Origin of the sequence: Acetobacter malorum (assembly GCF_001580615.1) — a bacterium.
Taxonomy (GTDB): domain Bacteria; phylum Pseudomonadota; class Alphaproteobacteria; order Acetobacterales; family Acetobacteraceae; genus Acetobacter; species Acetobacter malorum.
In genome coordinates, this window is the sequence record NZ_LHZC01000043.1 from 32,973 (window position 1) to 53,927 (window position 20,955).

General features: G+C 56.9%; 16 protein-coding genes, 1 tRNA gene and 1 riboswitch. Of the genes, 9 read left to right on the plus strand and 8 right to left on the minus strand.

Annotation, left to right across the window (positions count from 1 at the left end; genetic code table 11):
* Positions 1-10: 10 nt before the first annotated feature.
* Positions 11-1,033 carry an adenosine deaminase gene (locus AD930_RS04980; RefSeq protein ID WP_061505345.1) on the minus strand — a complete coding sequence of 341 codons (1,023 nt, stop codon included), beginning with the start codon at positions 1,031-1,033 and terminating at the stop codon, positions 11-13.
* Between the two features lie 165 nt (positions 1,034-1,198).
* Between AD930_RS04980 and AD930_RS04985 the strand changes: the two genes are divergently transcribed.
* Both AD930_RS04985 and AD930_RS04990 read left to right on the plus strand, forming a co-directional pair.
* Entirely contained in the window at positions 1,199-2,020 is an 822-nt protein-coding gene (locus AD930_RS04985) for a hypothetical protein (RefSeq protein WP_061505346.1), read from the plus strand.
* 70 nt (positions 2,021-2,090) lie between these two features.
* Positions 2,091-2,951: a hypothetical protein gene (locus tag AD930_RS04990; RefSeq protein WP_061505347.1), complete on the plus strand. Its 861-nt coding sequence runs from the start codon at positions 2,091-2,093 to the stop codon at positions 2,949-2,951.
* A gap of 125 nt (positions 2,952-3,076) precedes the next feature.
* On the opposite strand, the gene AD930_RS04995 is transcribed toward AD930_RS04990, so the two are convergent.
* The 4 genes from AD930_RS04995 to AD930_RS05010 all read right to left on the minus strand — a co-directional run bounded on the left by AD930_RS04995 (position 3,077) and on the right by AD930_RS05010 (position 9,093).
* On the minus strand, positions 3,077-4,264 hold the full coding sequence (locus AD930_RS04995) for a major royal jelly family protein (RefSeq protein WP_244150496.1): 1,188 nt from the start codon (positions 4,262-4,264) through the stop codon (positions 3,077-3,079).
* A gap of 126 nt (positions 4,265-4,390) precedes the next feature.
* Positions 4,391-6,676: a TonB-dependent receptor plug domain-containing protein gene (locus AD930_RS05000; protein ID WP_082781713.1), complete on the minus strand. Its 2,286-nt coding sequence runs from the start codon at positions 6,674-6,676 to the stop codon at positions 4,391-4,393.
* Between the two features lie 124 nt (positions 6,677-6,800).
* Positions 6,801-7,025: riboswitch (cobalamin riboswitch) on the minus strand.
* A 185-nt stretch (positions 7,026-7,210) separates the two neighbouring features.
* On the minus strand, positions 7,211-8,656 hold the full coding sequence (glnA, locus tag AD930_RS05005) for a type I glutamate--ammonia ligase (RefSeq protein WP_043551888.1): 1,446 nt from the start codon (positions 8,654-8,656) through the stop codon (positions 7,211-7,213).
* Between the two features lie 98 nt (positions 8,657-8,754).
* Complete coding sequence (locus AD930_RS05010; RefSeq protein WP_043551886.1) at positions 8,755-9,093, minus strand: P-II family nitrogen regulator; 339 nt, start codon at positions 9,091-9,093, stop codon at positions 8,755-8,757.
* Between the two features lie 262 nt (positions 9,094-9,355).
* Here AD930_RS05010 and AD930_RS05015 point away from each other — a divergent pair, with 262 nt between their 5' ends.
* Positions 9,356-10,531 carry an aminotransferase gene (locus tag AD930_RS05015; RefSeq protein WP_061505348.1) on the plus strand — a complete coding sequence of 392 codons (1,176 nt, stop codon included), beginning with the start codon at positions 9,356-9,358 and terminating at the stop codon, positions 10,529-10,531.
* A gap of 166 nt (positions 10,532-10,697) precedes the next feature.
* Positions 10,698-10,773: transfer RNA gene (locus tag AD930_RS05020), tRNA-His, on the plus strand.
* A gap of 79 nt (positions 10,774-10,852) precedes the next feature.
* Here the strand turns inward: AD930_RS05020 and AD930_RS18170 are convergent.
* Complete coding sequence (locus AD930_RS18170) at positions 10,853-11,155, minus strand: hypothetical protein (protein ID WP_208598571.1); 303 nt, start codon at positions 11,153-11,155, stop codon at positions 10,853-10,855.
* A 273-nt stretch (positions 11,156-11,428) separates the two neighbouring features.
* On the opposite strand from AD930_RS18170, the gene AD930_RS05025 reads away from it, so the two are divergent.
* The 3 genes from AD930_RS05025 (at position 11,429) to AD930_RS05035 (ending at position 15,427) form a co-directional block, all read left to right on the plus strand.
* Positions 11,429-13,834: a TonB-dependent siderophore receptor gene (locus tag AD930_RS05025; protein WP_061505349.1), complete on the plus strand. Its 2,406-nt coding sequence runs from the start codon at positions 11,429-11,431 to the stop codon at positions 13,832-13,834.
* 119 nt (positions 13,835-13,953) lie between these two features.
* Positions 13,954-14,589, plus strand: a complete 636-nt coding sequence (grxB, locus tag AD930_RS05030) for a glutaredoxin 2 (protein ID WP_061505350.1) — start codon at positions 13,954-13,956, stop codon at positions 14,587-14,589.
* A 31-nt stretch (positions 14,590-14,620) separates the two neighbouring features.
* Positions 14,621-15,427, plus strand: a complete 807-nt coding sequence (locus AD930_RS05035; RefSeq protein ID WP_061505351.1) for an SDR family NAD(P)-dependent oxidoreductase — start codon at positions 14,621-14,623, stop codon at positions 15,425-15,427.
* Positions 15,428-15,681: 254 nt separating this feature from the next.
* Here the strand turns inward: AD930_RS05035 and AD930_RS05040 are convergent, their stop codons facing one another.
* Positions 15,682-17,178: a peptide MFS transporter gene (locus tag AD930_RS05040; RefSeq protein ID WP_061505352.1), complete on the minus strand. Its 1,497-nt coding sequence runs from the start codon at positions 17,176-17,178 to the stop codon at positions 15,682-15,684.
* 247 nt (positions 17,179-17,425) lie between these two features.
* Here AD930_RS05040 and AD930_RS05045 point away from each other — a divergent pair, with 247 nt between their 5' ends.
* The gene (locus AD930_RS05045; protein WP_061505384.1) at positions 17,426-18,646 is read left to right on the plus strand and encodes an NADP-dependent isocitrate dehydrogenase; all 1,221 of its coding nucleotides are present in this window, start codon (positions 17,426-17,428) and stop codon (positions 18,644-18,646) included.
* 163 nt (positions 18,647-18,809) lie between these two features.
* On the opposite strand, the gene AD930_RS17705 is transcribed toward AD930_RS05045, so the two are convergent.
* Positions 18,810-19,493 (minus strand): hypothetical protein, encoded by a 684-nt coding sequence (locus AD930_RS17705; RefSeq protein ID WP_156476859.1) that lies wholly within the window; start codon positions 19,491-19,493, stop codon positions 18,810-18,812.
* A gap of 351 nt (positions 19,494-19,844) precedes the next feature.
* Between AD930_RS17705 and AD930_RS05055 the strand changes: the two genes are divergently transcribed.
* Positions 19,845-20,870, plus strand: a complete 1,026-nt coding sequence (locus tag AD930_RS05055) for an NAD(P)/FAD-dependent oxidoreductase (RefSeq protein ID WP_061505385.1) — start codon at positions 19,845-19,847, stop codon at positions 20,868-20,870.
* Positions 20,871-20,955: the final 85 nt, after the last annotated feature.

The window sequence follows — 20,955 nt, forward strand, 5'->3', positions numbered from 1 at the left end:
CGGCCTGCCTTTACAGAGCCGCAGTATGACGCAGCAAAAACGCATCAAGCCTTTCAAGCTGGTGCGTCAGAGCTTCATCATTCAGGAAAGAACCAAGAAAACTGTTCCGAGCCAGCGTCGCAACATCCCGGTTTGACAGTTTCCCTGCATCGACAAGCGCGCGGTAATTCTCCGCAACATAGCCACCAAAATAAGCCGGATCATCCGAGTTCAGGGTCGCCCGCAGCCCCTTCTCCAGCATGATATCAATGGGGTGGTTCCGCAGATCCTCCACCACACAGAGCTTGAGGTTGGAGAGCGGGCAGACCGTCAGTGTCATGGCGTCCCGCGCCAGACGGCTGATCAGAAAAGGATCTTCCAGTGATCGGTTGCCGTGGTCCAGCCGGTCTACCCGCAGGATATCAAGGGCTTCATACACATAGGCGGGCGGCCCTTCCTCCCCGGCATGCGCAACACGTTTCAACCCGGCATCGGCTGCGGCGGCAAAGACTTTTGCAAACTTTGATGGTGGATGCCCGACTTCTGAAGAATCCAGCCCGACACCACTAATCTGACCAAACCATTTTTCAGCCGAGCGGAACGTTGCAAACGCTGAGTCTTCATCCAGATGGCGCAGAAAACACAGGATCAGCAGAACACTCATCCCATGCCTGCGCCGGGCGTCCTCCACCCCTGCAAGCAGCCCTTCCATCACCACGTCAAACGGCACACCTCGCAGCGTATGCGTCTGGGGATCAAAAAAGATCTCGGCATGCGTTACGCCATCTGCCGCTGCACGATCAAAATAGGCAACGGCGAGATCCCGAAAATCCTCCGCCGTCAGCAGCACATCAGCCCCGGCGTAGTAGATATCCAGAAAATCCTGCAACTTTGTAAACTGATACGCCTGACGCACATCCTCTATAGAAGAAAACGGGATGGAAACCCGGTTGCGCCGCGCCAGCGCAAACATCAGTTCCGGCTCCAGACTGCCTTCAATATGCAGATGCAGCTCAGCTTTCGGAATTTCCGTAATAAAATCCTGCCTGTGCATTGGCGCTCCTTCTGGCTAAACGATCATGTAGAAATAAGACCAGTTAAGGACAAAACGGCACCATAACGCAAATTTATCCGCTTATTTCCTGCCGTGCCTTGTCGTGAGGAACGTATCTTCTATAAATAGAAACCGTATTTTTAGAGATTTCAGGCGAATTTTATTATGGATGTTACTCTTCTGATCACGCGGGAGCCTTTCGCACTGCAGGACAAGACACGCCCTGCCCTGCGCATCATGCCGGATGCTGTGTATGCATTGGTGGTAACAGACCCTTCGCTCGATTTTGAAGAAAGCGCCTCAGACCCGGGTTACGGAACCATTCTGCATAAAAGCCCGGACTCTTCTGGCAGTCCGCAGGTTCACAGATTTTCCTTCACCAAAGACGGTATTCGCAGCACCAATGCGGACGCCCCCCTTGTTCTCAAACTTCTCGACCTTGCCAAAAAGCTGAAAGCCCATGTTCTGAGCGACCATGGTGCCCTCTATTTCAAAGATGCCAGCGGTTTACTGAATATTACCGAGGATCTGGACGCAAAAAGTTATATTACGGGAGACAAAGGCACACGCTACGCCGTCACTCCCACAGGTGCTCTGGCGGACGCTGCACGCCTGCCCGACTATCTTGCAGAAAATGACTATTCTTTTCTGCAAGACAAGCCAGACACGACGCAGAGAAAAACCAACGCGCCAGCACCCGCTCTTTTAAAAGGACTGGGCACCTTTAAGTGCTCACTTTTCAGCACGGTTTACCAAAAAAACGTCACGCTTTCCATTCACGCTTACTATTTCTGGTGCCTGAGTTTTCTCAGCGGCATGAACTTTGCCTATCAGGATAGCCCGGAGAAAAATGTTACATATCAGACCTCAAATCCTGTCGTGAATGTGGATATTGCGTTTTTATACGCCTACTGCACACGCAATCCTGATGACATGTTCGTTTCAGCCTGTCTGGCTCTCCGCACTATGCGACTGGACCGCCAGTGACCATCCTTCCCTTTTTTAAAACCCACTTCTCAATAAGAAGAATTTTTATAAATCACAGAAAGAATAAATAATGTCTTTTACAGTGAACATCACACGTGAAGCAGGCTGCTGGGATGACGAAGTTGCAGGTCGTCCCCTTCTGCAATTCCAGCCCCACATTGTCCATGCCGTTATTGATGCCGACCCAACTCTGGCGTTTGAGCCTGATAAAAAAGATCCTCGCTATGGCGTAGTGATTTATGTCGGGAACCCGGTGCGGGAGGAGTATGAAAACGGCGAAAGTGCGATCTGGTTCGAGCCATGGGGTTTTACCGCACAAAGGCCGAGCGACACCCTGATGGAAAAAATGCTCGAACTGTCGATCAAATTGAACGCCTACATGATAGACGATCATGACCAGACCTATTTCCTGAACAAGGAGGGCAAACTTGATGCGTATTTTGAACTCAGGGATGATCTCTTCATCATAGGAGATAAGGGAACACACTATGAAGTTCATAATAGTGGCGAACTCAAAAATCTGAATTTAATTCCAGACTATATGAGTGAAAATTTCACCTCCTTTTCCGAAGCTGTCAGAAAAAAATTCCTGAAAACAGAACCTCTTCCTGCAGGTCAGGTCCGGCTCTACGGGCCAGTCTCCTCGCCCTGTTCAGAATTTGTAAAATTCTATGAAAAGAACAATCGTCAGCTCGTCGTTGTGTATTACGAGGCCTTTCTGGGCCTGATAAGCGGCTGGAATTTTGCAAATCAAGACAATCCCGAAAAGCTCATTCCCATTCCTGAAGAGAATGACTCAACAACCAACGAGGATATTGTCTTCCTTTACGGATATTGCAGAAGCTTTCCGCGCAACAAATTTGTTCTGGCCTGCTGCGCACTGATGAGTATGCGGGCAGGTAAAACTCTTAAAACTCCCAAATTCATCTAGTCCGATCAGGCCAAAAGACGCCGGAAGCTTGCCGCCATCCTAAAAATCAAATTAAAACCGCTCCCTGCCCTGTGCCCGTCAAAACTCGGCAGACACAGCACAGGAAGCGGTTTTTCAAAAAAGCCTCAGGGTTGGGCAGGCAGCGCCGGCGGGGTAATACGCACCAGAATATACGGGCGTTCCTGCATATCCTTGCCATTATGGAAGTCCGGCAGGCGCGCCCACTGGCCGACTGTCAGCAGGAGAGTGTTTCCGTCAAACGCCATGCTGTCCGGTGCAATCAGGCGGGCATCCTGCGCAACGAGGGACAGGCTGCCATCCGGCGCGCGACGCACCACGGCATGGCGCTCAATATCCGTCACATACAGGCTGCCATCGGGGGCGGTGATCATGCCGTCCATAATCCCCACTTCCCCTTCATCCTTCACGGCAGCTTCCAGCGTGGCTTCCGTGGCGTTGGGGTCGGCCAGCACAGCGGTCGGAGCGCTGTAGAGCCGGCGGGAGGACAGAGGAGACCAGTAAAGGCGTGAGGAATCCGCACTCAGCGCCACACCGTCCACGCCACCCTGCGGCACGGTGGGGTGCTCGGCATCATACCGGCCGAGGCGACCATCCGCTTCCATCACAAAACCCGGCACCGGGCTGACGGAGACGGTTTCTTCCAGAATACGCCGCACCTTACCGCTGGCCAGATCCACCACCAGCAGAGCGGGGTGCGTTGTCTGTGACGTATCACTGACAAACGCCGTGCCTGCGCTGCCGTGGGTGAGGTCAACGCGCACATCATTCACGTGGCTGTCAGGCCGCACGGCGGGTGCGCCAAATGCGTAGCGACGGATAATCCTGTTCGTCTTCGGGTCAATATGCAGCAGGGCGGGTTTGGCTTTGGCCTTACTGCCCGCCCGCACACCTTCATCCAGCAGCCAGAGCTGGCCGTTGGCGTCCACTGTCATGCCCAGTGGGGAGATCATCTTGCTCTGCGCGGCTTTGCTGGGGAACGGCGTCAGTTGCCCCTGCGTCCATGTAGCCAGCACCGGGCCTTTATGCCGCTGGGCACTGGTGGGGAGAGAGAGCACAATCCGCCCATCCGGCAGCCGCGCAATGCCGGACGCCTGCACATCCGGGAAGCGATCAGCCACCGTCACATTCCCGCTGGTGGTCCAGTTATGCACCGTGCTGTCTTCCGCCAGCGCCGTGCCGGACACGGATGCGCAGAGCAGGCCCATCAGCATGCCAGACCGCACCAGCGCCTTAAACGTGCGGCGCACCGGCTGGCGCTGTGTGGACTGTGTTTCGGGGCGTTGCGTGACCATACGGGAAAACCTTTCTCAAAGACGTCTCAAACTGTCTTGTCACTCTAACGCATGGCGTAAAAAAGGCCATTGCCACAGGAACAGTGTTCCGTCGCAATGGCCTTGTAGCACGCGCCCTGTGGGGGATCAGTAATTCAGCGTAAAGCCACCATATCCGGCACGGCCCGGCTGGAGGTAGCCAACCGGATTTTCATACTGGCGGTTGAGCAGATTATCCGCCCGCGCAAACACCGAGATATAGCGGTTGATTTTGTAATGTGCGGTCAGATCAATCGTGAAGTATCCATGCCCTTTAGCACAGGTGGCGCAGTAGTTTTCGCCCACCAAAGGATAATCCCGCCAGCCGCTGGTGTAGAGAATATTGCCAGACAGCGTGAAGTCCTTAACCGGAGACCATGTAGTGTTGAAATTGAACTTATGCTGCGGGCGGCGCTGGAGCAGCGCATCGTTTTCCGTATCCCGCGCGTGGGTCCAGGTGTAGTTCAGCGCGAAGCTGAGCGTATCCAGCGCCTTCCAGTCCAGGAACGCTTCCACACCATACATCCGCGCATGGCCAACGTTGCCGTAGGAATAGATGTAATCGCCCCATGCACTCCCAGCCGACGGCAGCACATATGAGGAAGACTGGATGAGATTCCGCACCTTGTTGTCATACCATGTGGCGCCAAAATGCAGTTTGTCATGCAGCAGCTTCTGCTCGACACCCACATCGTAGCCAATCATGGTTTCGGCTTTCAGGTTCGGGTTACCCTCTTCCGCCCAGCCTGCGCCACGCTGATTGACAAACAGCTGATACAGTGACGGCGCATGGAAGCCAGAGCCGGCACTGGCTTTGATAATGGTACCGGTGTTTGGCACATGGATGGCCGGAGCCACACGCCACGTGACATGGTTGCCATAGCGGGAATTGGCATCATACCGCACATTGGCCGCACCATAGAGAATGCGGTTCCAATTGCCTTCATACTGCCCGTAGCCCGCTGTTGTATCCATGCCTGCGCTGGTGTGAACCGGGGCCGTTGGGTCATCCGTAGAGACATTGATATTATCGTGAAAATGCTCGGCACCCACAAGAACCGTGCCGAATTTCCGCAGGTCAACCGTGCCATGCCAGTCCACCTTCAGGCGGGTGGAGCGGTAGTAATCCGGGTCCGTCATGGCGGGCTCACCATCCGCGTAAGACCCATCCTGCATGTAGCGGCGGCGGTTGGTCATGTAACCAAGACCCAGAATCTGATCAAACCGCCCACCGAAGGAGGAAAGATGCGCCGTGCCGCGCACAACGGCCTCATTCTGCGTATTCTGGTCGCGGATCAGCTGGTCACCGTTGTATGGCGTGAACATCTGATCATATGATGTGAAGGTATGATAATTGGCCTGTATCAGCCGCGCTGTCAGACCAAGGTCAAAATTATGCGTGACGTCATAACCCAGTTTGACGTTTGCACTGCGGTTATCATTCCGGTCCCCCGCGCGGCGCTGGGCACGATTGGCCTCATTATACCGCTCAATATAACGCGGGATTTCATGAAAACCGTCGCTCCGGTAATGGGACAGAACAACATTATAATGGAAGCGCCCGGTGCTGCCTGAAGCCCCGAATGCCTGATTGAACGTGCCGTAGGAGCCGCCTTCAATCCGCACAAAAGGTTTGAAGCGCCCTTCGCCCTGTTTGGTGTTGATATCAATCACCCCGGCCATGGCGTCCGCACCATACAGGCCACTCTGCGGGCCACGCAGGATTTCAATGGAGCCAATGCCGTCTGTCACAAACTGCCCGGCATCAAACGCATTGCTGGCGGAGCTGCCATCATTGATGTCCATGCCATCAATACGCACCTTCACGTCATTGGGGTTGGCCCCACGCATGAAAATGGACGTTGTGCCGCCAAAGCCGCCAGACCGCACCACATTCAGCCCCGGCTGACGCGCCAGAATATCGGGCAAGGTGCGGCGCTGCTGGGTGGCAATCTGCTCATCCGTGACCACGGTGACACTGGACCCGACATCATCCGCCCGCACAGGCCTGCGCAGCGCACTGACCGTAACCACTTCCGGTAATCCCTGTGACGGGCTGAGTGAGACCCGCGTTTGCCCCGCCGGTGCCATGCCGACTGGCTGCTGAGCGGCCATAGGTGAGACGCCGTTTCCGCTGGCAACCTGCCCGACATTCCCCTGCGCTGCTTGCGGCGCCGCGCCGGTCTGCGACGGTGCAGAAACACCGCGTGCACTGGTGCGAGACACTCCGGCCCGACCTTTCACCGTCTTGCCAGAAGAGGCGGCTTTATGCGCCAGCTGTTTGCCTGAAGGCGTCTGCGCGTCAGAAAGGGTGGCGGCCTGCGCGCCTGCCAGACCAAAGCCGGACACAGCCAGAATGGTGGAGGTTGTCAGCACACAACGAAAAAGGCTCATGGTTACTCGTATCCCGTGGTCAGCCGTTGCCACAGGACAGCGTTTCTGGCCTGCCCCATGCGGCAGACGCCGGAGCAACACTCAGTTACGCACGCCAACTCACCCCGACTGGCGTTTCCTGATCGCAACCACTTGCTGGATGGCAGGTCTCCTGGCTTACGGCATCTCACCTGCGCACCCCTTCCCGGAAAAACACCTTCTCCAGTGGGCCGAGCGTCAGGCGCTCGGGCGTACTCAGGCATACCGCTTACAGTTGCGGGGGCAGCCCGGGATTAACGCAGGCATGGCCTGCACCCGGTTCCCTTTTCATTCCCCTGTGTGGGGGAAAACCATCACAAGAGGGTGTCTTATCGCTTCGTTCTGCCGAGTCAATTACCGCGCGCTCCAGTGCTGCCCGCAGGCAACACACAACCCCCAAACAGCAAAAGCGTATCAGCCTCCCTCCGGGCCAACGCCCGGACGGCAGGCACAAAAAAACGCGGCCCTCCGAAGAAGGCCGCGTTCCTGATCGACTGAACCTCTAAAGGAGAGGGATCAGACGGAGTAGTACATTTCGAATTCAACCGGGTGCGGGGTGTGTTCGAAGCGATACACGTCTTCCCACTTCACCGTCAGGTAGCTTTCGATCTGGTCTTTGGTGAACACGCCACCAGCCAGCAGGAACTCATGGTCAGCAGCCAGAGCTTCCAGCGCTTCACGCAGGGAGCCAGCAACCGTCGGGATCTGCTTCAGTTCTTCCGGCGGCAGGTCATACAGATCCTTGTCCATGGCATCGCCCGGGTGGATCTTGTTCTTGATGCCGTCGATACCAGCCATCAGCATGGCGGAGAACGCCAGATACGGGTTGGCCGTCGGGTCCGGGAAGCGGACTTCAACGCGCTTGGCTTTCGGGTTGGTGGCATACGGAATACGGCAGGACGCAGAGCGGTTGCGCGCAGAGTAAGCCAGCAGCACCGGAGCTTCAAAACCCGGGATCAGGCGCTTGTAGGAGTTGGTGGACGGGTTGGTGAAGGCGTTCAGCGCCTTGGCATGTTTGATGATGCCACCGATGTAATACAGGGCGGTGTCGGACAGGTCCGCATAGCCATTGCCTGCAAAGGTCGGTTTGCCGTCTTTCCAGATGGACTGGTGAACATGCATGCCGGAGCCGTTATCGCCATAGATCGGCTTGGGCATGAACGTGGCGGTCTTGCCGTAGGAATGGGCCACGTTGTGCACGCAGTATTTGTAGATCTGCATGAAGTCGGCAGAGCGGACCAGCGTGTCGAACTTGGTGCCCAGCTCGTGCTGAGACTGTGCGACTTCGTGGTGCTGCTTTTCAATCGGCAGACCCATCTCACCCATGGTGGCGAGCATTTCGGCGCGCAGGTCGTTTTCGCTATCCACCGGCGGTACGGGGAAGTAGCCACCCTTCACACCCGGACGATGGCCCATGTTGCCTTCCGGATAGTCCTTCAGGGACGCGCCGGGTCCTTCGATGCTGTCGAGCTGATATTTGCCGAAGTTCGGGCCCGTGCCAAAGCGCACGTTGTCGAAAATGAAGAATTCAGCTTCCGGACCGAAGAAGGCGGTATCACCCAGACCGGAGGACTTCAGATACTGCTCAGCCAGCTTGGCGGTGGAGCGCGGGTCACGGTTATAGGGCTGACCTGTGGACGGCTCGATGATGTCACAGAACAGGATCAGCTGCGGGCGGGCCGTAAACGGGTCCATCACGGCTGTTTCCGGGTCCGGCAGCAGAACCATGTCACTTTCGTTAATGGCTTTCCATCCGGCAATGGAGGAACCATCGAACATGAAGCCCTCGGTAAAGGTGTCTTCTTCAATCGTGGTGACATACTGCGTGGTGTGGTGCCACTTGCCGCGCGGATCCGTGAAACGCAGATCGACAAACTCGACCGAGTTTTCCTGGATCAGGTCAAAAACCTTAGCAATCGCTGCGGCTTTGCTGTCACCCGCAGTGGTCGTTTTCTTCACCATATGTCTTCACCTACAACCTGTTGCGCACCACACTCTTGCGGCACGTCTAGGATTATAAAACTCGCGTCCGCTCTCGGGGCGCCCCGGGCCGGGCTGCCTCAGATAGCATCTTCCCCTCGTTCCCCCGTGCGGATTCGCACCACGTCTTCCACCGGGAGAATAAAGATTTTGCCGTCGCCGATTCGTCCGGTACGCGCTGCGGCCGAGATCGCCTCCACCGCGCGTTCCACCAGATTTGCGGGACAGACAACCTCAATTTTCATCTTGGGCAGAAAATCGACAATATATTCCGCGCCACGATAGAGTTCCGTGTGCCCTTTCTGCCGGCCGAAACCCTTGGCTTCGATCACGGTAATGCCTTGCAGGCCGAGTTCGTGAAGGGCTTCCTTCACCTCGTCCAGCTTGAACGGCTTGATTATGGCCTCGATCTTTCTCATGTCACGTCATCAATATATCTGGTGCTGCACTGAACAAGAGGGGGTCCTTCCTGCGCGAACCTGCCCATAGGGCATGAAGGCTCAGGCCGAACAGCCCCAAACTTGCACGGGTTGGCCGCGCGGGCAATCGGCCTTGTGCGAAATATAACGATCCGGCATCAATCTCCCCTCTTTTCTCCCCTTGCCAGCCCGTGGCAGTCTGCCCGCCACTTTGTGCTTTTCCACTGCGTCTTTCCCCCGGCAGCCTTCAGGACATACGGCCATGACAAAACCGCTCAACCGGCAGATTGCCGCCCTGCCCACCACCATTTTCACCGTGATGTCGGAACTGGCCCGCGCGCATGACGCCATTAATCTGGGGCAGGGCTTCCCGGATACGGAAGGCCCGCACGACATGGTGCAGGCAGCAGCGGATGCCCTGCTGGATGGCCGCAACCAGTATGCGCCGCTAACCGGCCTGCCGGAGCTGCGCCGCGCGGTGGCAGACTCCAACGCCCGCTTTCAGGGACTGGAGATTGATCCGGAGTCGGAAGTGATCGTCACCTCCGGGGCGACAGAAGCCCTCGCCGCCTCGCTCATGGCGCTGATCGAACCTGGTGATGAAGTGGTGCTGATTGAACCGCTGTATGACACCTACCTGCCCATGGTCCGCCAGCTTGGCGGCGTGCCAAAACTGGTGCGGCTGGAAGAACCGGGCTGGACGCTCCCGCGTGCGGCGCTGGCGGCCGCCTTTTCCGCCCGCACCAAGGCCATTCTGCTCAACACCCCCATGAACCCCACCGGCAAGGTGTTCTCCACGGAAGAACTGGACTTCATCGCCGGCTTGCTGATTCAGCACGACGCCTATGCCGTATGTGATGAGGTGTATGAACATCTCACTTTCGACACGCCGCATGTCTCGCTGATGAGCCGCCCCGCCATGCGGGAACGCTGCCTGCGCATTGGCAGCGCAGGCAAGAGCTTCTCGCTCACCGGCTGGAAAGTGGGCTACGTCACCGCCCCGGCTCCGCTGGCCGCCGTGGTGGCCAAGGCGCACCAGAATCTGGTGTTTGCCACCGCCCCCAACCTGCAACGTGCCGTGGCGTTCGGCCTGAATAAGGATGAGCAGTATTTCCGCGATCTGGCCGGGGACATGGCCCGTAAGCGCGACATCCTCTCCGCTGGCCTGCGCGGCGTAGGGCTGGATGTGCTCCCGTGTGACGGCAGTTACTTTGTGATGGCGGACATCACCCCCTTGGCCAACGGGCTGGATGATGTCGCCTTCGCCCGGATGCTAACGGAAGAAGCTGGCGTGACGACCATCCCCGCCTCCGCCTTTTATGACCCGTCCAACGGTGCCCCGCCCACGCATCTGGTTCGCTTTGCCTTCTGTAAGCAGGAAAGCGTGTTGCAGGAGGCTGTGGCCTGCATCGAACGCTGGGCCAGCCAGCGAGGCTAACCCCTCCCCTGACCTCCTGACCTCTGGCGGCCTGCAAACAGAGCCGGGACCGCCAGAGCGCCGCCCCGCGCCTGCGTAAAAGCGGGCGGCGGAATTTTTTGCCTCTTCGCCGCATCTCGGTCTTGACGGGCCAGCTCCGTTTCTCTACATGAGCGCTTGCTGTGTGGCGGATGTAGCTCAGCTGGTAGAGCGCCGGTTTGTGGTACCGGTTGTCGCGGGTTCGAGCCCCGTCATTCGCCCCAGCATTTTTCTCCTAAAAATTGATAATAGCTGAAGCAAAGCATCCTAGGTGCTTTCGTTGCGCGTCCGGATTTGGTGGACCTATCCAGACACGGCAGTAAGGCGGGATTTTCCTACATGGCAAATGTTGCAACCTGTGGAGGCCTGCTTCCCGCAAGTTGCCGCTAAATACGCCTGTGCATCCACCAGGCTATCAAAACAATGCTTTGAATACACTGTGGTACGCCCAGTATGCCGACTCACTGTCCGGCAGTTTGATTTATGGGCAACGAGATAGTTAGGATTGAGCTTCCCCGGCATAGAATTAACGAATACGCCGTCCGGGTGATTACGTTGCCATTCCTGAAAACCGCTCTCGTTCTCGCTGAAATCTGCATGCGTCATGTTGGTGATCCCTTCTTAAATAAGACTCACCATAGATGCACATTTAGCCACAGTTTTCCCCATACATTTCCCGCATCACCATAATGCAGAAAACTGCGCAGGCACGCCCATTTTCCCGGCGAAACACTGCCCAACTGTATTATTCTGGCATCAGTCAGATGATTATATTCGTCCGTATATAGGTTTATGTCTGATCGTATATAGACAACGCCCGGCAAGCTCGGCAAAAGCGGCTCACTTGTTGTTCATTCCTATTCCGGACCTGCCAGAGCCATGCACGATCGTTTTCCCCGCCTTTTCGCCACAGGGACATTTGGCGCACTCCTGCTGACGAGCTCTGCTCTGGCCTCCACGCCCGCACCCGTCCCCGCCTCAGCCCCGCAGGCCACAACAGATAAACAGGCCGCCGTCAAAGCAGCACCCGCCCAAAAGGTTGCTCTTAAAACCCCTGCAGCTGCGGTGCCTGCAAAGCGCACCTCTACCCCCATTGCCGGGATTCTTGACGGCTCCAACGGGGAAACGATCAACGTCCACGGCCACCACGCCGCCGACGGCACCGCCGCCAAATATATGAACAAGGTTGTGTATCTCGGCCCGCTGGGCAACCGCGATACGCTGGACACGCCCTACTCCGTCATGGGTGTGACGCATGACGTTGTGGTCAACCAGCAGATCCGCAGCATTAATGACATGGCGCAGTATCTGCCCTCCGTGCAGTTGGAAATCCGTGGTGACCCCAACACGTCCCGCCCGCAGTCTCGCGGGTTTGAGTCCGATGTTGTCGCCAACTCCCGTCTGGACGGGCTGAACGTGGTTTCCACCACCCCGTATCCGGCGGAATGGGTGGATAACCTTCAGGTGCTCAATGGTCTGGCAGGGGCCATGTATGGGCCGGAAAACCCGGCTGGCGTGTTTGAATACACACTCAAACGCCCGACCGACCGCCGCACGGAACGGCTTTCCGTTGGCGTGGATTCCATCGGCACCCCGACCGTGAATGGTGATATTTCTGGCCGTCTGGGCCGCAACGGCTGGTTCGGCTACCGCCTGAACATGCTGCATGCCGATGGCACGGCCTATACGCAGGGCAGCTCCATGCGCCGTGAAATGGTCAGCGGTGATTTCGATTTCCATCTGGATGACAAGACAGTTATCGAAATTGACGCTAGCCACTACACCTATGACCAGCGCGGCGGTGCGCCCGGCTTTGGTATTCTGGCCACCGGCGTGGGAGGCGACAAACTCCCGGAAGCTCCGGATCTGAGCAAGCGTCTGGCTCCGGAATGGAGCGGCTACCATATGGAAACCAACACCTTCCTCGGAAAAATCAAGCATCAGTTTAACGAAAACTGGAGCTTCACACTCGGTGGTTTGTATCAGGATGCCGCGCGTCAGGCTTTTGGTGTAGCCGATACCCTGTGTGACGGCGGCAAAACCTGCGGCGGCCTGCGCGGGAGTGACGGCTGGTACAGCTCCAGAGCCACCGCCACCACCACCGCGAACGATTTCCGCGTTGGCAGTAACATGGCCTACATCAACGGCCGCGTTTACACCGGCCCCATCCGGCATGATCTGGTGATTGGCACCAACGGCTACATGATGGGCAACTACAACCCGGTTGCCGCCTCAACCGCTGCGCAAAATCTGGGCATCCACAACATGTATGGCGCGAGCCAGAACGGTGGCACGCAGCCTTATTATCATGGGCGCTATAAATCCAGCAGCATCATGAGCCAGTCTTTCATTGTGGGGGATACCCTGCAACTCAACAAACACTGGTCCATCATGGGCACGCTCTCATGGGGCTGGATCCATCAGCGCGGCGCGCTGAACGCCAAAAGCGCTCTGCGGGACACGTTTGAAACATCTGCCGCGTTCAGCCCAACCGCCAGCCTTATGTATAAGCCGACGGACAACCAGACTTTTTACTTCACCTATGGTCGCTCTGTTGAAGCCGGGCCTGTCACGCCAAACAGCGCGAGCTACACCAACACAAACATCGCGCTGCCCGCCGCCCATTCCGAAGAATATGAGGTGGGCTACAAACTGCGTTACAATACCATGCAGTTTAACGTCGCCGGCTTCCGCATGACCTCGCCCTACGCCATGTATGTCGCCGCAGCCAACCCGAACACTGGCTGCGCCGCCATGACCAACTGCCAGACCTACCAGTATGGTGGCACGCAGCGGAACTATGGTGTGGAAGCCCAGATTTCAGGTGAAGTGCTGCCCAACCTTTCCGTTCTGGCCGGCATGACCTGGCTGGATGCGGAACTGGTGCATGCGGCCTCCCCCACGCTGGACCGCAAGGAAATTGTGGGCGCGGCCCCGCTGCAGGCCAACCTGCTGCTGGACTATCGCTTGCCAGCCTCCCTCGGCTCCTTCGCCTCCGGCTGGGCGTTTAATGCCAACATGCATTACATGGGCAACCGCGCGGCCAACGTGACCAACACACTGCACACCGGCTCCTACACCACGCTGGATCTGGGCACGCGCTACGCCTTCCGCGCGACCGAACGCCTGCCGATGGTCCTGCGCTTTGGGGTGAGCAACGCTACCAACGAACGCTACTGGGCCTCCGTCTTCACCGGCGCCCCCAGCGGCACCTCCGGCGCGTCTTCCAGCCTGTATGCCGGCCTGCCGCGCGTGTATCACTTCACCCTGTCTGCTGAATTCTAAGCACACCAGCCCTGCCAGCACCGCGGTGCAACGATCCTCTCCCTCACGTGTTTTAGTTACGCAAAACTAAGAGAGTGGCCGGCTCTCCATGGGTCCGGTCGGAGTGAGGAAGTCTGTCGTTGAAGCTCTATATTTACGAACACTGCCCGTTCTGCTCCCGCGCCCGCATGATGGCGGGTTTGAAAAATATTCCCGTCGAGCTGTGCGTTGTGATGGAAGGCGATAGCGAAACCCCGCTGCGCCTCACCGGTAAAAAGGGTCTGCCCATCCTGCAGAAAGACGACGGCACCTGCATGCCGGAAAGTCTGGATATTGTGCATTATCTGGATGACACCTACCCGCCGCGCCTGCTGACATCCCCCGCCAATGAAGCCCTTATGGTCTGGAGCAAACAGACCTGGTCTCTGGGCCTCAAGCTGATTGTGCCCCGCTTTACCCGTGGCAAATTTGCAGAAGTCGCGACCGATGCCGCCCGACAGGCCTTTATTGCTCGTGAAGAGCAGCATTTTGGCAATCTGGATGCCCTCATGGCGCAGACAGAGACGCTCCTGCCCCCCGTGCAGGCGCAGCTCGATAAGCTGGAACCTCTGCTGGCCAGCCCGCCAGTGCTGACAGAAGCCGACTTCCACCTCTACCCGGTGCTGCGCTCCCTGAGCATTGTCAAAGGCCTGAACTTCGGCCCCAACACCCTGCGCTATATGCAGGACATGGCGCAGAAAAGCCGCGTGCCGCTGCTGGCGGATCAGGCCCAGTAACGGCTGATATTGGACGAACAGGAGACCCTTCATGAAGACACACGCATCCGGCCAGTTTTCAGGCAAGATTGCCGTGGTTACCGGAGCCGCTGGCACCATTGGCCTTGCTGTGGCCGAACATCTGGCCTCTCTGGGGGCGGACATCGCCCTGTTTGATCTGCAACAGGACAAACTGGAGGAAGCCGCCACAAAAGTCCGGCAATACGGCACCATTGTCCGGCCTTATGTGTGTGACGTGACGGATGCAAAGCGCGTTAACAGCACAACAGAGAAAGTTGTTTCCGATTTTGGGAAAATTGATTTCCTGTTCAACAACGCAGGCTTTCAGGGGGCTTTTGCCCCGGTGCAGGATTACCCGGAAGAGGATTTTAACCGCGTTATCCAGATCAATGTCTGTGGCGCGTTTCATGTCCTGCAGGCCGTTGCCCGGCAGATGGTGGAACAGAAATCCGGGGCCATTGTGAACACGGCCAGCATGGCCGGCGTGCAGGGCCCGCCGAACATGGCAGCTTATGGCGCGTCCAAATTTGCCATTGTCGGGCTGACGCAAACGGCCTCCAAAGACCTCGCGCCGCATAATATCCGCGTCAACGCCATTAGCCCCGCCTTTATGGGGCCGGGGCCGATGTGGGACATGCAGGTGGAAAAGCAGGCTAAAGCCAACACGCAGTATTTCTCCACCGATCCTGAGACCGTGGCCAAGCAGATGATTGGCAGCGTGCCCATGCGCCGCTACGGCAATATCTCGGAAATTCCGGGCGTTGTGTCCTTTTTGCTGAGCGATGCCGCCAGCTACATGACTGGCGTTAACCTGCCGATTGCCGGCGGTATTCTGTAAAACCCGCACGGGGCACAGACCGGGCATACCGTTTTTACCCAGAACCTTTTGCAGCACACTGCGTTTGGCCTCCAACTTTTTATTATGGAGACCTGGTGTGAAAACGCTGCCGCCGTGCCCCGCAGATGCCCTTCAAACGCGGCGCAGACACGAACTCTGGACAAAGAGCAGCCTGTTTGCCCGCCCCAACGCAAACGGGGCGGAGGATTTCCCCCCGCCCCGTTCGGAACTTATGCAGACAGGAACGCCGCCGCTTACTCCGCCGCGCCCTGCGCTGCGCGGTGCTGGGCATCCCACCGGCGGGTAAAGGGCAGACACACCACAAACAGCAGCGTGCAGCCAAGGCCCAGCAGGAACAGCATCCGGAACAGGCCCGCATAAACCGGCAGGGTCTGGGCCGGGTCACCCGAGGCCACGGCAGGCCCCACCGCTGCCAGATTGGCCAGCGCGCTGCCCAGATACATCGCCACACCGTTGGAGACGTTGTAACTGCCCATCATGAACCCGCCGACATTGGCGGGCGCATACCGTGCCACAACGGCCAACCCGAGCGCGCTGATCAGCAATTCCCCGATAGACAGCGCCCCATAGGCCCAGAACATCACCCAGGGTGAGACCAGATGGTTGCCGCCCGTCGCCGCACTCCACCACCAGATGAGGAAGGAGAGCGAGACCAGCGAGAAGCCGACAATGAACTTCTCGGCAATGGGGAAATTCCACCCCCGGTCCGCCATGGCTTTATAAACCCAGGACAGAAGCGGACTGGCCAGCATAATCCACACCGGATTGAGCGCCTGAAACTGCCCGGCTGACAGGTGGAACAGCGTGAAACCACCCACCGTAAAGGCGGAATCCACATCCCGCAGCGCGAACAGCGTGAGGGACGTCACCATCTGCTGGTAGAACACAAAATACAGCATGGTCTGCACAATCAGCAGATACGCCAGACGCAGGCCGGGGCGCACGGCGGCGGAGGCTCGGCGATACAGCACCGTCCACACCACAGCCACGCTCAGTGCGGCAACCCACACACAGGCCCGGCCCGCAGCCGGATACCGCAGCAGCCCGACCATAACGGCCAGAACCAGCACCATCCCGCCCAGCACCGCCATCAGGCGGGAGAACACCAGTGGCTCAAAATCCGGGCGGGAGCCAATGCGCGCCAGCCACTTTCGGCACAGCGTGTAACACGCCACCCCAAGCGCCAAGCCGGCGGCACAGACCAGAAATGGCGGAGACCACCCATAGTTTTCCTGCAACCACGGCGTGAGCAGCAGAGAAAGCGTGGAGCCGACATTGATGCTCATATAGTAAATGGTGAAGGCGACATCGATGCGGGCATCGTCCCCTTCATAAACCCGGCGGACCAGATTGGCCGCGTTGGATTTAAACAGCCCATTCCCCAACGCAATGACCGCAAGGGCGACAAACAGCGCCATCTGGCCACCCAGGTCCACGCCCAGCAGGACATATCCCAGCGTCAGCACCACAGCGCCCATCACCATGGTGCGGCGGGCACCAAGCAGGGTGTCCCCTACCCAGCCCCCGACTGCGGGGGCGGCGTAACAGACGGCGGAAAAGGTGCCCCACAGCAGGTTGGCTTGTGTATCGGAAAAGCCAAGCCGCTGGATCATGTAAAGCAGCAGGATACCCTGCATGCCGTAAAAGCCGAACCGTTCCCACAGCTCAATCGCCAGCACGACAGAAAAAGACTGGGTTCGGGACGGCAGAGAAGACGCAGATGCTGTCATGAAGTCCTGACCATATTGTGATGCCCCCTCCTACACCAGTTCCGCCACAAGCACACACCCCGCACAAATCCGGCCTCCAGCGGCACAAAACCGGGGAAAACACCCCACTTAGAGGGAATTTCCTAACCGGAATGTGAAGCGACAGACCGGCCCCGGCCTCTTATCCCGTTCATCCGCCTGCCGCATGATGCTCATACGCCTCATGCGGATTTTTACGGTCCCATGCGGGGACGAGGGAGTATTCACCATGACAAAAATTAAAGTTAAAAATCCCATCGTTGAGATGGATGGTGATGAGATGACGCGCATCATCTGGCACTTTATCCGTGAGCGCCTGATTCTGCCCTATCTCGATATTGACCTGAAATATTATGATCTTGGCATTGAACACCGCGACGCAACGGATGATCAGGTCACCGTCGATGCCGCCGAAGCCACCAAACGCTACGGCGTGGCCGTAAAATGCGCGACCATCACCCCGGATGAAGCCCGCGTGAAGGAATTCGGGCTGAAGCGCATGTATCGCTCACCCAATGGCACCATCCGCAACATTCTGGATGGCACCATTTTCCGTGAGCCCATCATCTGCTCCAACGTGCCGCGCCTTGTGCCGCACTGGACCAAGCCGATTGTGATTGGCCGCCATGCCTATGGTGACATCTATCGCGCGGTGGAAACCCTCGTGCCCGGCCCCGGCACCGTCAAGCTGACCTACACGCCCGAAGGCGGCGGCGAGACCGTGACGCTGGACGTGCATGACTTCAAAGGCCCCGGCGTGGCACTGGGCATGCACAACACCCGTGCGTCCATTGAAGGCTTTGCCCGCGCCTCCCTCTCCTACGGGCGGGACCGCAACATGCCGGTCTATCTCTCCACCAAAAACACCATTCTGAAAGCCTATGACGGCCTGTTTAAAGACGTGTTCCAGGAGATTTATGACAAGGAATTCAAAGCTGACTTTGAAAAGGCCGGTTTGACCTACGAACACCGCCTGATTGATGACATGGTGGCCTGCGCCCTCAAATGGCCGGGCGGGTATGTCTGGGCCTGTAAAAACTACGATGGCGACGTGCAGAGCGACATTGTGGCGCAGGGCTTTGGCAGCCTCGGGCTGATGACCTCTGTGCTGCTCAACCCGACGGGCGAAGTGGTGGAAGCCGAAGCAGCCCATGGCACGGTGACCCGCCACTACCGCGAGCACCAGAAAGGCCGCCCCACCAGCACCAACCCCATTGCATCCATTTTTGCATGGACCCGCGGGCTGGCTTACCGTGGCCGGTTTGATAACACGCCGGACGTTGTCCACTTTGCCGAAACGCTGGAACGCGTGTGTATCGAAACGGTCGAAGGCGGCCAGATGACCAAGGACCTCGCCCTGCTGGTTGGCAAAGACGCCAAATGGCTGAACACGCAGGACTTCCTTGATGTGCTGGATGCTGCGCTGAAAAAGGCTCTTGAAACAGCCTGATGGGAAAGGGGATTGTGCGGATTCGGAAGACAAAAGTCCGCGGCACAGTCCCCCTCTCTCCTCATACCCAGCAGGCAGTCTGTACGTTATTGCACACGCCTGTCTGGGCACCGCCTGCTGTGATATCCTAACGATACCTCCTGATACGGATACGGCACATCAATTAACACCTCATCCATGATAGAACCTTAGCCCGCACAGCCTCTCCCACTTCAAACATATCTTTCAAATGCTGCGGACCTGTTTCAATATCGATCATATCTTCGTATAAATATTTATTCTCATCCTGAACAAAAAGTGGGAATTTGTATTCACATGTCGACTTTAGGTGCCCATTAAGGGTCGGGGAACAGGACACAACTTTTTTTATATTATTAATTTCTTTTTCGTAAAGCGTATTTATTATTCCATAATATTCATTAAATCCTAATTTGTCTTTAACCGGATTATTTAAATTCTTTATCCCTCCTATTTCGACATTTCTGTCAAGTAACGCCTGACCAGAAACATTTCCTGGAGAGTTAGAAAAAATAGAAATCGTGATCACACCCCGGTCTTCAAAGGGGCCATGAGACGTCGGATCTGGATGATAGAATTGATAAGAATTTGGAGATAAATCAGGCCACTTGCTTATCATTCCAAGATAATCTTCTCCACCAGGCTTATTGGACGCAATATAAGTAACCACATAACCCGCAGGAATTCTGAAACATTTTCCGTTTAATCTGTAGTCTTCAAAAGGAGAAGGCTGGTCGTAAAAAGATTTAAAAGCCGCACCAGCTAGTAGTAAGACAAGGCATGCAAGCACCCATTTGCGGCATGTCAATTTTTGAAAAATATTAGACATTTCAATAATACCCTTTGACAATATAATATAAAATTATAACTTTTCCTTCCAATCATGCTTTTTTAAAAAATACGCATCCTTATGACTTCCTGATCCTCACTAAACGGATGACATTGAATTTTGGTCATATAGACTGAGCATCTCAAACTTATATACCCGGTACATTCAGCAATCCAATGCTGAAACGTCCGTCCTCTATGTTCATGTCTAGCATGTTTATACTGCTCGGGAATCCCACTCCCTCTAATAGGGGCATAGAAGGCTCCCGAACCCTGCCCTATTGCGCGGACTGCGGACCTGTCGCAAAAACAACGGCAGATCATACGGCCAGAAGGGGAGATGTACCGCGCCATGACGGATATGCCGATCGAGACTGACGTCGCCATTATCGGCGCTGGCCCCACGGGGCTGTTTGCTGCCTTCCAGTGCGCCATGCTGCGCCTGCGGTGCGTGCTGATTGACGTGCTGCCGGAAATTGGCGGCCAGTGTGTGGCGCTCTACCCTGAAAAGCCGATTTACGACATTCCCGCCTGCCCCGCCGTGGAAGGCGCGCAGCTGATTGCCAATCTGGAACAGCAGATTGCGCCGTTTGATATCCCCCGCCTGCTCAAACACCGGATTGAAAGCCTGAGCGGCCATCGGGGCGCGTTCACGCTGGGCACGGATAAAGGCGCAACCCTTAACGCCAAAGCGGTGATTATTGCCGCCGGTGCAGGCGCATTTGGCCCCAACCGTCCGCCGCTGGACGGGCTGGAAGCGTTTGAAGAAAGTGGCGCTGTGCAATATTACGTGCGCCGCAAAGCTGATTTTGAAAACAAGCGCATTGTGATTGCCGGCGGCGGGGATTCCGCGCTGGACTGGGCGCTGTCTCTTAAGGACAAAGCTGCAAAGCTGTATCTGGTGCATCGTCGGGACCGCTTCCGTGGCGCGCCGGAAAGCCTGCGCCTGCTGGATGAAGCCGTGGCCGCCGGGCAGATTGAAAAGGTCGTGCCCTACCAGCTCCATGCCCTGCACGGAGCCAACGGCGCGCTGGAAAGTGTGGAAGTGGCGGATCTGGACGGCACAACCCGGCATCTGGAAGCCGATACACTGCTGCCCTTCTTCGGGCTGGCGACGGACCTTGGCCCCATTGCCCGCTGGGGCATGGACACCGTCCGCTCCACCATCCCCGTCACGCCGTCCTCCTGCGAGACGAGCATGCCCGGCGTGTTCGCCATTGGCGATGTGGCCACCTACCCCGGCAAGCTCAAGCTGATCCTGCAAGGGTTTAGTGAAGGAGCAATGGCCGCCCATTCCATCTACCCGATCGTCAACCCCGATCAGGCCCTGCACTTCGAATATTCCACCAGTAAGGGTGTTCCTGTAGGCCAAAATTAATAAATTTCTTAATCCGAAGGCTGGCCCACTAGATTTATATTCTATTCTTAACTTAATGGAACGAATTTATAAATTTAGTGGTCCG